The 13,229-nt window shown below is 44.0% G+C and carries 11 protein-coding genes; 1 reads left to right on the forward strand and 10 read right to left on the reverse strand.

What is annotated here, in order from left to right; genetic code table 11:
* Positions 1-116 precede the first annotated feature (116 nt).
* From ONT18_RS12775 to polA, 5 genes are all read right to left on the reverse strand, one after another.
* A complete protein-coding gene (locus ONT18_RS12775) occupies positions 117-2,327 on the reverse strand; it encodes a hypothetical protein (protein WP_264905877.1) in 2,211 nt (736 codons plus the stop codon).
* Positions 2,284-3,354: a hypothetical protein gene (locus ONT18_RS12780; RefSeq protein ID WP_264905878.1), complete on the reverse strand. Its 1,071-nt coding sequence runs from the start codon at positions 3,352-3,354 to the stop codon at positions 2,284-2,286. The genes ONT18_RS12775 and ONT18_RS12780 overlap by 44 nt, the downstream gene beginning before the upstream one ends.
* Before the next feature lie 139 nt (positions 3,355-3,493).
* Positions 3,494-3,883, reverse strand: coding sequence for a desulfoferrodoxin (locus ONT18_RS12785; protein ID WP_022120121.1), 390 nt, complete (start codon positions 3,881-3,883; stop codon positions 3,494-3,496).
* A 106-nt stretch (positions 3,884-3,989) separates the two neighbouring features.
* Positions 3,990-4,154 (reverse strand): rubredoxin, encoded by a 165-nt coding sequence (gene rd / locus ONT18_RS12790; protein WP_022120120.1) that lies wholly within the window; start codon positions 4,152-4,154, stop codon positions 3,990-3,992.
* A gap of 361 nt (positions 4,155-4,515) precedes the next feature.
* On the reverse strand, positions 4,516-7,278 hold the full coding sequence (gene polA / locus ONT18_RS12795) for a DNA polymerase I (RefSeq protein WP_264905879.1): 2,763 nt from the start codon (positions 7,276-7,278) through the stop codon (positions 4,516-4,518).
* Between the two features lie 107 nt (positions 7,279-7,385).
* On the opposite strand from polA, the gene ONT18_RS12800 reads away from it, so the two are divergent.
* A complete protein-coding gene (locus ONT18_RS12800) occupies positions 7,386-8,363 on the forward strand; it encodes a polyprenyl synthetase family protein (RefSeq protein ID WP_117695095.1) in 978 nt (325 codons plus the stop codon).
* A 182-nt stretch (positions 8,364-8,545) separates the two neighbouring features.
* Here ONT18_RS12800 and deoC read toward each other — a convergent pair whose 3' ends face one another.
* The 5 genes from deoC to ONT18_RS12825 all read right to left on the reverse strand — a co-directional run bounded on the left by deoC (position 8,546) and on the right by ONT18_RS12825 (position 13,050).
* Positions 8,546-9,481 (reverse strand): deoxyribose-phosphate aldolase, encoded by a 936-nt coding sequence (deoC, locus tag ONT18_RS12805; protein ID WP_117729280.1) that lies wholly within the window; start codon positions 9,479-9,481, stop codon positions 8,546-8,548.
* Between the two features lie 54 nt (positions 9,482-9,535).
* The gene (locus ONT18_RS12810) at positions 9,536-9,895 is read right to left on the reverse strand and encodes a nucleotide pyrophosphohydrolase (RefSeq protein ID WP_022120116.1); all 360 of its coding nucleotides are present in this window, start codon (positions 9,893-9,895) and stop codon (positions 9,536-9,538) included.
* A gap of 49 nt (positions 9,896-9,944) precedes the next feature.
* On the reverse strand, positions 9,945-10,397 hold the full coding sequence (gene dtd / locus ONT18_RS12815; RefSeq protein WP_117695101.1) for a D-aminoacyl-tRNA deacylase: 453 nt from the start codon (positions 10,395-10,397) through the stop codon (positions 9,945-9,947).
* A 131-nt stretch (positions 10,398-10,528) separates the two neighbouring features.
* The gene (uvrC, locus tag ONT18_RS12820) at positions 10,529-12,376 is read right to left on the reverse strand and encodes an excinuclease ABC subunit UvrC (protein WP_264905880.1); all 1,848 of its coding nucleotides are present in this window, start codon (positions 12,374-12,376) and stop codon (positions 10,529-10,531) included.
* A gap of 143 nt (positions 12,377-12,519) precedes the next feature.
* Entirely contained in the window at positions 12,520-13,050 is a 531-nt protein-coding gene (locus ONT18_RS12825) for an adenine phosphoribosyltransferase (RefSeq protein ID WP_022120113.1), read from the reverse strand.
* Between the last annotated feature and the right edge of the window lie 179 nt (positions 13,051-13,229).

Here is a 13,229-nt window from a genome sequence, read left to right on the forward strand (position 1 = left end):
ACGTTTAAATATTTGGTGCAAAGGTACACATTATAAATGAAAGATACGAAGAAATCGTTGAAAATTAACTAAAAAAGGCATCCACAGCCCCCGTGGATGCCTTTATGATAGCATTTTTAGAGATTCTTTTCGAATTGCTTCAATACATCGCATCTGGTGGTGTAGCTATCTACGATTTCCGGATGCTGATGGCTGAACTGGCTCCATTCCATCATAGCCTGATATTGAGCGGATTGTGGCTGTAGAAGCTTCTGCTCTTTCCAGTTGGCATCATAGGTAATCTTAAACCATGGGTCAATACCAATGGATGAGAGGGCATAGAGCGAATGATAGCGAAGCGTGAGATTGCTGCTTTGCTTGCTTATCTTGAGATAGTCTTGAGCGATAGCTGCGAAATCGGCTTCGCCTGTGCGGGCACTATCGGCTACACTCTTGCCATAATGGGTAAGATACCAGCAGTCGCCATAGCAGGATGCCTGGTAATAGCGGATGGCAAGCTCATAGGCAAGCTTCTCCCTGGCTTCGCCTTCACGAGCCACATTGTATTGGCTGATGAGCTGGTTCATCTCCTGGCAGAATTTCCACTTCGGGTTCTCCTTCAGGTGGGCATAACTGCCCTGGATGCTCCACATATCCGAATCATTCACCTTCTGGTGGTTGAACCAGTAAGGTACGGAGTAGCTTCGCTTTTCGGCGTAGAAACTGATGGCCTGGTTGTTGATGAACTTCAGGGATACATCTTTCTGCCAGCAGGCAGCTTCGCCAAAGTTTCCCTCGGCAAGATACTTGGTGCCTATCATATCCTTGAAGAAATCGGCACTGCGATAGAGCGACTGGCATACGTATTGCTCGAAGGTATCCTGATGAGAAGATGTGATGAAGCGATAGTAATCAGCAAGCTGCTGCGCAGAGAGTGAGTCGAGACGAATGGCGTATTCTGATGAATAAAGATAACGGCTGATGTATTCTTCATCCTGTTGATCCTTGTAGAAGGTTCGCATGTAGGCATCCATCATGCCATACATCGCAGTGGCCATGCTTTCGTAATTTCTGCCAGCTTCCTGCCTGCCTTCCTTTTTTGCCTTGTCTGCCATTGTCTTGAACCGGTTGTACAGGGCGCGGTAAGCTACACGCTCCATTACCTCTATATAATGAATGTCGGGATTGGTGAAATCATCCTTTTTCGGGTATTCTCCCTTCGCTTTTTGGCTTTCTCCCTTTGCCATCTCGTTGAGCCATTTGAATTCACCGACCAGATATTGTGGGTAATCGCTATCCACCTGTGTGTTTCGGGTAGAAACCAGGAGGCGGATGGCTCTTGCATTATTCTTCATTCGCTGTGTTCCATCCAGGGCGATAGCTTCATTAATCTCCTTCCATGCTTCCTGCTGATATCCATAGAGATAATGGAGCATGGCGGTGGCAGAGTGCCACAGGCAAGGATTCTGCGTCTTGTTTTCGGCGATGACCTTATTGGCGAAAGTGATGAAGCTGAGGGCCTCTTTCTGATAGATAACCTTGGCGCCTATTTGCTCAATCCACTCTTTATCTATCTGTTCTTTGGAGCGGCTGTCTATCGTCTGCTGACAGTTGTTTACGAAATCCTGCACCAGATAGGTGAGCATTGCCGAGTTCGGATTCTTGAGATAAATGCTCTGGATGCCTGCAAGATTGCGATAGTTTCGGGCGAGCACTCTGATGCTTGCCATATCTCCCTGCTCGGCATAGATTTCGAGTGCCTGGTGATGTTTCCCTGTTTTCCACAAGGCTCGGGCATAAATGTTGCGCATCGCCTCTCGCCATGGTGATTTCGGAAGTCGGGAGGCAATGGCATTCCAATATGTGATGTTCTGCTGGTGGAATCCCTTCATCATGTTGGTACGCATGCGGAGCAAGGCGTATTGGCTCTTGAGTTGGGTGCCTTTATAAATTTTGGCGGCATTGTTGAGCCGGGTCAGCGATTGCTGAATCTGTAGCCGTTCTTGTTTCGAGGCGTAGTTCCAGGCATTGGGATTCAACTTCTCGCAGGCATCCAGGTAGGCATTCAGATTTCTTAAGTAAGAAAGCATTCCTGCATCCTTCTTGCTTTGGGCTACTTTCTGAATATCCTCCTTGTTCCATCTGTAGAAAGATAAGTTGATGGAGGATGTATTGCCGGCATATTTCTGCCAGTAGCTGGCGATATCGTAGAGATATGCTGGCGAAGTCTGGTCGCGGTTGAACACGCTGAACATATAGTAGTTATGATCAGAGTATTCGGCAACGCAGGCGTTGGCGTGGGTGCTAAATGCTGCTGCCATCACTCCTATGATTAAAAATCTTTTCATAATCTTCTGAGTTAAATCGTTTGATATTATCGGTGTTGAGGTCGAAGAGAATGACCTCGTTGTTGATGTCGTCATTCTGGTGATTGATGCTTCTGACGGCTTCCATGATGTCGCTCATCTCGGGCTTTCTTACCACGATGCTATCGCCTGGCAAAACAGGGAAGTCATCATCTGCATGCATGATGCCTACGAACTTTCCTTCTCTGAAGAGGATGCGCCAACTGAAGAGCGGATAGGCGGCAGAGAGCGGCAACGGATAACTGCCCAGATGCTGGATGTAAGGAACTACATCCTTCATGTCGAGTATCGGCTTTTGGCAGCTTAGCTGTTTTACATCGCCTGTATTATACATCATCAGGATGCCTCTATCCACAGGGGGTGGAGTCATCGAGAGCTGGTGTAACCGTATGGTGGCAGACAGCTTTATCTTCTTGGCTTTGGCTTTCTCCTTTAAATAATGGAGGAATTCAAAATAGGCTTCTTGCGTTGATGCTGTCCAGTCGCAGTCTATCTGAATCTCTTTTACGTTCTCGATGTCATTGGCTTCGTTCATCTGAAGGATGCGGTTCAGAATCTTATCTGCGAGTTGCCGGGGTGTTTCATCTGAAGATTTCCTGTCCGACTTGTCGCTGCTGATAGGATTCGTCTTGTTTTTTGCTTTAAAACAGTCGTTCACGATATAGACAACGGGGATAATCTCCATTCCTTTCGGCATCAGAGATTCTTTCTCCTTTTCTTCGGCTGTCATATTCTCTTCGTTTGTATCAAATTGCAGGGTAGCATTGGGCATGATTTCTCCATCAGCATCCCTTACCACATCAAAGAATCTAACGTAGAGTCGCTTGATATGGTGTTTCTGGATGAAGTTCATCTTGCTGCTGTCCATCTGCCATGTTGTACTCCAATAGTAGGCGGAGCGCAGGGTTTCTGCTGCTTTATCTTGTGAACAGGAAATCTGACAGATGCAGGTGAATAATGCTGTCAGCAAGGATATTGATGTAAGATTATTCCATATTCTTCTCATCATCTATAGCGTTTTGTCGGCAAAGATAGATATTTCCTGGCGAATGTGGAAAAAACGAGATGTAAATAAAGTTAAAAAGGTCTCACGTCATATTCCCTACATTGGGAAGACAACATGAGACCTTTTGTTGGTATGATGGTATTTATCCTTCGATTACTCCTTTCCACAACCCGTGAAGATTGCAGTATTCTCGAGCCGTAACATCCTTGGCTTCTGCGTTGGTCAGGAAGATAGCCTCTGGCTTTTCGCCTGGCTTCAACTCATGACGAAGCACATCGGTAGGGGTGAGCAATTCTATCCATTGGATGTAATGCTCTGGTAGCATCGGATGCTCCACACTTCCTACTGTTACGCGATAGCCGCCCTCAATAGGTTCTATCACAGGCACGTGCTTCTCTTTGGCGCCATCACTGGTGTTTTCCTTCATCAGCTTCATCGGCTCGCCACAGCAACTGAGCACGGCTCCTGGGTTTACAACTTCTACTACATTGCCACAAATCTGGCAGCGGTAGATTTCTCTAACTTTTGTCATAATGGTTCCTCCTATTATTTTATGAATGTGTTGCCTGAATATCAGGCATTTCATTCAGATGATTCCTTTGTGAGGATATCCTTCGCGTGATTCCTCCAAAAGAGCCTTATTCCTCTACAGGGCTGAAATCTTCCTTGCCTACTCCGCAAAGAGGGCAAACCCAATCATCTGGGATGTCTTCGAATGCTGTACCTGGAGCGATGCCGCCCTCTGGATCACCTACTTCTGGATCATAAATCCAACCACATACGTCGCAAACATATTTCTTCATAATGTTCCTTTCTTTCTTAATTTGATTGATTAGTGTTATCTATTCACTTTTAATCAGACAGGTGCGTTTGCATATCTTTCTGATTTACAATGCAAATATACACTTTATTTCTGTAAGAACCAAATAAATTTGAAAATATTATAATTTTATTATCCTTTTTAATCTAAATAAACAAAGATTTCTAGATGTACTTGTGAATAAAGGAGTTATTTGTCTTTTTAGTAGTGTTTTGATAGAAGATTTGACTGTTTCATGTGAAACATCTCGAAAAAGAAAAGCTCGCAAGATGATTGTTTGGTATCTTGCGAGCTTCTTTTTATTTAAGTTGCCTTGCGGTTTCTGCGGTCACTTTCTGGTTTTTCTAATGTGCTTCTAGCCAGTTGTTTCCCCATCCGGCATCAGCAACCAGAGGCACACTGAGCTGGTAGGCGTTCTGCATCTCTTCTACCACAATCTTCTCTACCTTTTCCTTCTCTTCCGGATATACGGAGAAATTGAGTTCGTCATGCACCTGGATAATCATCTTGCTCCTGATGCCTTCTGCTCTGAATCGGTTGAAGATGCGGATCATAGCCACTTTGATGATGTCTGCCTCTGAGCCCTGGATAGGGGCATTGATGGCATTGCGCTCGGCAAATCCTCTTACAGTACCATTCTTGCTGTTGATGTCTGGCAGGTAGCGACGGCGGTGGAAGAGGGTTTCGGCATAGCCTTTCTCTCTTGCCATTTCCTTTGCCTTCTCCATGTAAGCCTGAACACCAGGGAAGGTGCGGAAGTAGTCTTCTATGATCTGCTTTGCCTCTCGGTTTTCGATGTTCATGCGTTGGGCAAGACCGAAGGTCGTGATGCCGTAGATGATGCCGAAGTTGGCAGTTTTTGCCTTCTTGCGCTGTGCATCAGTTACTTCTTTGATGTCTTCGTGCCAAATCTTGGCAGCTGTAGCTGCATGAATATCAGAGCCTTCACGGAATGCTTCTACCATGTTTGGATCCTGGCTCAGATGTGCCATGATGCGAAGTTCTATCTGTGAATAGTCGGCAGAGAAGAACAGGCAGCCTGGTTCTGGGATGAAGCATCTGCGTATCTCCTTGCCATCGTCATCGCGTACAGGAATATTCTGCAGGTTTGGATCACTTGAAGAAAGACGTCCTGTGGCTGTAATGGCTTGGTTGAAAGAGGCATGAATGTGACCGGTGCGAGAGTTGATAAGCTTTGGAAGGGCATCTATATAAGTTCCCAAAAGTTTCTTTAAACCTCTGTAGTTCAGTATCTCATCGATGATTGGACTCTTGCTGCGCAGCTGCTGAAGAACTTCTTCGCTTGTTACGTACTGGCCCGTCTTCGTCTTCTTAGGCTTCTCCACAATCTTCATTTTTCCGAAGAGTATTTCTCCAACCTGGCGTGGGGAAGCGATATTGAACGATTCGCCTGCCAACTCATAGATATGATGTTCTATCTCATTGAGGCGGTTGGTGAGTTTCTCGGATGTTTCCTTCAGGGTATCGGTGTCGATGCATACTCCCGTCATCTCCATGTGGGCTAAAACAGGTACAAGCGGCATTTCTACATTCCAGAACAGATCTTCACAATCTATCTCTTTGAGTTTTGGTTCGAGCACATTTTTCAATCTCAAGGTGATGTCGGCATCTTCGGCAGCATATTCGTAAATGTCTGATGGGGCGAGATCGCGCATCGACTTCTGGTTCTTTCCCTTCGGGCCAATCAGTTCTTCGATGTGGATGGTCTGATAGTTGAGGAATACTTCTGCCAAGTAATCCATGTTGTGGTAAAGTTCTGGCTGGATGAGATAGTGGGCGAGCATCGTATCGAACATCTTGCCCTGAATCTCTATGCCGTAGTTCATCAACACCTCGTAATCGTATTTGATGTTCTGCCCCACTTTCAGGATTTCCGGGTTCTCGTAGAGAGGTTTGAAGATGTTTACGATTTTTAAGGCTTCTTCACGATTTGCCGGAATTGCTACGTAGAAAGCCTCTTTTTCCTTCACGGCAAAGCTCAAACCCACCAATTCTGCATCAATAGCAGCGGTAGATGTGGTCTCTGTGTCTAGACTGAGAATAGTGAATGTCAATAAATAGTCATAAAGTTTCCTTGCATCTACTTCTGTATCAATGAGTTTATATGAATGAGGTGTCGTTTTAAGGGTCTCAAAACTCGCGTTTTTTGACTCTTCCTTACCATCGGCAGGCTGTGCGCCAAATAAATCGAGCTCTCCTGTAGGCTTTGTTTGCACCTTTTTAGGTTTGTTAAGAACTCGATTAGCAAACGACTTAAATTCTAACTCGGTGAAGATTTCATCCAATTTTGTATTGTCTGGCTCTACCCGTTTCAAATCTTCCATCTTGATCTCTACCGGAACATCGGTTCGTATGGTTGCCAGGAACTTTGACATCCTGATATCTTCTACAGCACCCTCCACTTTTTCGCGGAGCTTGCCTTTCACTTGAGAAGAGTTCTCGATAAGACCTTCTACACTACCGAACTCGTTGATAAGTTTGATGGCTGTCTTTTCTCCCACGCCCGGACAGCCTGGGAAGTTATCAGCTGAGTCGCCCATCAGAGCAAGGAGGTCGATAACCTGGAGTGGGGAAGTGATGCTGTATTTCTCTTCAATTTCCTGTACGCCCAACTTTTCGTATCCACCGCCATGACGAGGACGGAACATGAAAACATTGTTACGAACCAGTTGTGCGTAATCCTTATCGGGTGTGAGCATGTAGGTTTCCATCCCCTTTTCACCTGCCTTCAAGGCAACTGTTCCAATGATATCATCCGCCTCGAAACCATCTACCTGAAGGATAGGGATATGATATGCCTCCAGGATATTTTTGATGATAGGCACAGAGAGTTTGATGTCTTCCGGTGTCTCTTCTCGTTGAGCTTTATATGCAGGGAAAGCCTCATGACGGAAGGTCTTGCCATGGTCGAAAGCTACCGCTATATGGGTAGGTTTCTCCTTGGTAAGTATCTCGTTGAGGGTATTGCAGAACCCCATTACACACGAAGTATTGAGTCCCTTCGAATTGATTCGAGGGGCTTTCATAAAGGCGTAATACGACCTATAAATGAGCGCATACGCGTCTAAAAGGAACAATTTATCCATAATATTCATTTTTGTGGTGTAAAATTACTAAAAAAATGCGATATTTCAAGAAGAATTGATTAATTTTGTAACAAATTTCAGAATTTAAGTAGATTTACTCACATATAATGGACTATTTATCACTTATCAAGCTGCCTATAGAGGCAGAATTAGCAGATTTTATAGATTTGTTCAACAAGTCTCTCATGCATAGCGATGGCCTCCTTTCCCAGGTGCTCGACCACATCCGTCAGCGCGCTGGAAAACGAATGCGCCCTATACTCATCTTGTTGATGGCACGTAATTTTGGAAAGGTTTCCAGTGTTACCCAGCATTCTGCGGTAGGTCTGGAGCTTCTTCATACCGCTTCGCTGGTACATGATGATGTGGTTGATGAGAGTGGGGAGCGCCGCGGACAGGCTAGCGTGAATGCTACTTATAATAATAAGGTGGCTGTACTTGTGGGCGATTTCATTCTTTCCACCGCCTTGCTTCATGTATCTTATTCGCATTCAGAGGAAATCGTGCGTTATCTTGCTGAGTTGGGACGTATCCTGTCTAATGGTGAGATTCTTCAGCTCAACAGTATCAGTAATGAAGAGATATCGGAAGATATTTATTATCAGGTGATTAAGCAGAAAACGGCTGCTCTCTTTGAGGCTTGCGCCGGTATCGGTGCGATGTCTGCCAATGCTTCAGAATTGCAGATTGAAGAGGCGAAGCGTTTTGGACAGAACTTGGGCATCATCTTCCAGATCCGTGATGATATCTTTGATTATTATGATTCCAAGGAGATAGGTAAACCTACTGGTAATGATATGGTTGAAGGAAAACTGACTTTGCCTGTAATATATGCTTTGAAGTCTACCGGTGATGAGGAGATGATGAAGCTTGCCAGAAAGGTAAAGGCTCATACTGTGACGGCTGATGAAATAGCTCAGTTAGTGGCATTTACAAAGGAAAACGGAGGTATTGAATATGCGGATAAGCGCATGTGGGATTTCCATGCCGAAGCCATGAATTTCCTCGATACTTATGTGGAGGATAAGGATATTTACAATGCCTTGAAGGCTTACCTGGATTTTGTGATTGAAAGAAAAGCTTAATATAAAAAGGGTTGGTTCTCAGAGAGAATCAACCCTTTGCTTTTTTGTATTCTATTGATAATCAGTTATTTTTCTTTAGATTTTTCTTTTAAACAATACTCTAGAATTCTCTTTAGAAGTATCTTAAATGGTACTTTAAAACTATCTTTCTAAGTATGTTTAATGTTACTTTGAAATTATCTTTAGAAGTACTTGATTTCCTTGCCCAGAATTTCGCTCAAGAGGAGGTTAGTCAGGCGTGATGTGCCGAGGCGCAACCACTGGTTGGTCAGCCATTTCTCGCCTAAAACTTCCTTCACGATGGTGTAGTAAACTACGGCATCATGAACGGTATTGATACCACCTGCAGGCTTGAAACCAATCTGAATGCCAGTCTTTTCGTAATATGCCTTGATAGCCTGGCACATAACGTATGCTGCCTCAGGGGTAGCTGAGACCTTCTCCTTGCCTGTTGAGGTTTTGATATAGTCAGAACCTGAGTACATTGCGAGGATAGAAGCCTTCATGATGTTGCTGCAATTCTTCAGATCGCCTGTCTCCAGAATGCACTTCATCTTATGCTCTCCGCATGTCTCCTTGAGTTCCTGAATATCATCGCAGAGACCCTCGTAATCTTCGCTGAAGAACTTGCCAACAGGCATTACGATATCCACCTCTGTAGCACCATCCTTGATAGCCATAGCGGTTTCTGCAATCTTTACCTCGATAAAGGTCTGAGAGGATGGGAAATTGCCGCTTACTACAGCGATTTCTACGCCGTCAACCTCCAGACTCTGGCTGATAAGTCCTGCGAAGTTAGGGTAGGTGCATACGGTTGCTACGTGAGGAAGCTGAGGATAATCCTTGGCAAACTGGTTCACCTTTTCAATCATCTTCAGGATGCTTTCTTCTGTATCTTCTGTATGGAGAGAAGTCAACTCGATGCTACCGAAGAGGAACTTCTTGACCTCCATGGTCTCATTCTCTGCTACCTTCTCATCGAGAATCTTCTTTACTGCAGCAGCTACTTCCTCATCGTTGAGGTTGCAGTTGTACTGCTTCAAAACTGATAAATACTTGTCGTCTGACTCTTTATACTGTCCCTGCTGTGCAAGAACCTGTTCTTTAATACTGCTCATACTTAATGTTATTTATATAATTATTAAAGTTAAGTTTTTATATGAATAGCAATTTTAATTCTTGTTATCTTGTTCTTTATCTTCCTGATGTTCAGATAGTTTTGGGTTGTTTTTATGTCTTTCAGAATCCCTTTTGGTCTTCTTGTCAAAACTCTTCTGGAGTTCTTCTGTCAAGTCAACCCCTGTCTGATTTGCCAGGCAGATAAGCACCCAAAGAACATCGGCCATCTCTTCGCCCAAGTTAGGTTTCTCGCCTTTCTTGAAACTCTGGTCACCGTATGTTCGGGCAATGACGCGTGCCAGTTCGCCCACTTCTTCTGTGAGGCAAGCCATATTGGTAAGTTCGCTGAAATAGCGTACGCCATATTCTTTAATCCACTGATCTACAGCTTCTTGTGCTTCTTTTATTGTCATCTTCCTAATTCTTTTATGGGGAAAGATGCCTTTCTTTCAGGGTAGGGCATTATTCCTTGTTGTGAGTATCCATCATGATGGTTACCGGTCCATCGTTCAGTAAATCTACCTTCATATCAGCACCAAATTCGCCTGTTCCTACTGGCTTTCCGAGTGCATCGGATAGCTTTTTGCAGAACTCCTCATAGAGTGGAACGCTGATTTCGTGCTTGGCTGCTCTGAGCCAGCTTGGGCGGTTTCCTTTCTTGTAGCTGGCGAATAGGGTGAACTGGCTGATGACCAGAATCTCACCATTTATATCCATGATGGAGCGGTTCATAACGTGGTTTTCGTCGTCGAAAACACGGAGTCCGATTACCTTTCTGACCAGCCAGTCTACATCTTCTGAAGTGTCGCTTTCCTCTATTCCCAGAAGGATCAGATAGCCTTGTCTGATGGCAGATTTAACCTCTCCTTCGATGGTAACTGAGGCGTGAGAGACACGCTGTATTACGATTCTCATATTACTACTTTGAACTTTGAATGTTGAACATAGAACTTTATGAATAGCATTTGTGGAATGCTTGCTTCGGTTCTGTTCTTCTTTTTATTATTAATATATATAGTATAGTTTGAACTGCAAATATACAACTTTTATTTCATATTCTCGCCTTTTTCTTCGAAATATTTTGAAAGAATTTCTGCCTTATGTGGGCCTAATACTTCTGAAAGTTGTTCCAAGGATGCTTCTTTCATCTTTTTCACGCTCTTAAACTTGCTCAGAAGGGCTTCTTTAGCCTTTGGACCGATGCCTTTGATATCGTCTAATTCTGAGTGAAGAGCATGCTTGCTGCGCTTGTCGCGATGGAAGGTGATGGCGTATCTGTGCACCTCATCCTGTATCTGTGTCAGAACTTTGAACAGCTCACTCTCGGGTGGTAGGGCTATGGTTTGAGGTGGGAATCCGAAGAGAAGTTCGTTGGTCCGATGGCGGTCGTCCTTGGCCAGTCCTGCGATAGGAATATCCAGGTGTAATTCGTCAACAATAACCTCTCTTACTACGTCCATCTGACCCTTTCCACCATCGGTAATAATGAGGTCTGGAAGTGCTGTTTCTTCCTCTATCATGCGACTGTACCGGCGTCTTACCACCTCTTGCATGGATGCGTAATCATCAGGTCCTTCCACCGTTTTGATGTTGTATTTACGGTAGTCTTTTCTGGATGGTTTCATACCTTTATATACGATGCAACCTGCCACGGCATCAGTACCGGATATGTTGGAATTATCGAAACATTCTATCTGATAAGGCAGCTTTGGAAGCTTCAGTTTTGCTTGTAATTCCTTCATCAATCGGGTCTGTTTCTGCTCCGGATTGAGTTTTTCTGCCTGCTTCAGACGGTCGAATTTATACTGCTTGCAGTTCATTTCCGACAGCTCCAGAAGGTGCTTTTTGTCACCTCTTTGGGGTACGAAGAAGGTTGCATCTTTCAGATTCCATTCCATTTCGAAGGGCACGATTATCTCCTTCGATGTGGAGTGGAAACGCTCTCTGATTTCTGGAATGGCAGTAATCAGAAGTTCCTCGTCGCTCTCCTCCAGCTTGCGCTTATACTCGTAGGTAAAGCTCTGGTTGATGGTTCCGTTTTTTACGTGAATATAGTTGATGAAGGCGTTTTTGTTGGCATCATCATTTACGATGGTGAAGACATCTACATCTGTAATGGTATGGCTTACTACCTCGCTTTTTGCCTCAAATTCATCCAGTAATTGGTACTTTTTCTTATATTCTTCGGCTATTTCAAAACGTAGAAGTTCGGCATTTTTCATCATCAAATCGTAGAGATATTTGCTTACTTCCCGCGTGTTTCCCTTCAGAATTTCACGTGCCTGGCGCATGTTTTCCTGATATTCTTCATAGCTCTGCTTGTTGATGCAGGGTGCTCCGCAGTTGTGGATATGATACTCCAGACACGGCTTGTATCTGCCTTCGGCAACGCCTTCTCTGGTGATAGGCATTCTGCAGGTGCGGGGCTTATAAAGCTTCTTGATGACCTCTAAAACGGCATACATGCTGCCGATATGAGGATAAGGACCGAAGAAGGTTCCCACTTTTTTATTGATATGACGAGTCTTGAAAATGCGTGGAAAATACTCGTTTGTTACGCATATAGAGGGGTATGTCTTGCCGTCTTTCAGCAGGACATTGTATCTTGGATTATACTTTTTGATCAGGCTGTTTTCGAGCAAAAGTGCGTCTTCTTCTGTGTTTACGACTGTATAAGATATGTCGTGAATCTTAGAAACAAGCACCTTTGTCTTGTATCTGTCTACCTCTTTATGGAAGTAGGAAGATACTCTTCTCTTCAGATTTTTCGCCTTTCCCACATATATAATCGTATGATTTTCGTCGTAATATTGGTAGCTTCCTGGCTTTTCCGGCATACTTAAAACTATGTTTTTAAGCCTTGCCAAGCGCTCCTCATTCTCTTGTTTCGTCATATTTTACTTGTTTTTAAAGGGAAAACGAGCGTTACTGTTTCACGTGAAACGGCAACGCTCTAGTGTCTTTTACTGCTTCCTTGCTGCTTCCTTGCTGCTTCCTTGCTGCATTCTCGCAGTATTTCTTGCAGTATTTTTGCTGCTTATAACTGTAATAAAGTAGTTACTTCAACGTCTGGATCAAAGGAGTTTCTGCCTTCGAAATTCTCGTTTACGAGTTCAATGATGAAGTTGGCATATACCTTTTTCGGATGGAATTTCTTTACCAGGTCGCATGCTGCTTTCATGGTTCCACCGGTGGCAAGGAGGTCGTCGTGGAGGAGTACGATGTCGTCCTCATTGATTGCATCTTCGTGGATTTCGATGGTATCGATGCCATATTCCTTAGCATAACTTTCCTGTACGGTTTTGCATGGAAGTTTGCCCGGTTTGCGGCATAAAACTACGCCGGCTCCGAGACGAATAGCGAGGGCAGAAGACATTACGAAACCGCGTGATTCGATGCCTACAATCTTGGTGATTCCTTTGTCTTTGTAGAGTTCGTACATCTCATCGCTGATCTCTTTTAAAGATGCAGGATTCTTGAAAAGGGTTGATACATCGCGGAAGTTTACACCCTTGATTGGCCAATCTGGAATGCAACGCAGATTGTCTAATAATAGCTGATTGTTCATTACTTTTTATGCTTTAAATTAATACTTATTTTGTCCTTTTTCCTTGTTCCTTTTTATGGGCTTTTTGCCCGTTCGTTTTTGCCTTTTACTCGATTTTATCCGCTTTTGTTTCACAAATTGCTGAAGTTTTACTTTAACCGCAAAACACTTGATGCAACCTTTCTTAAGCGGTTGAGCAT

Source organism: Segatella copri, from assembly GCF_026015295.1.
Classification (GTDB): domain Bacteria; phylum Bacteroidota; class Bacteroidia; order Bacteroidales; family Bacteroidaceae; genus Prevotella; species Prevotella copri_C.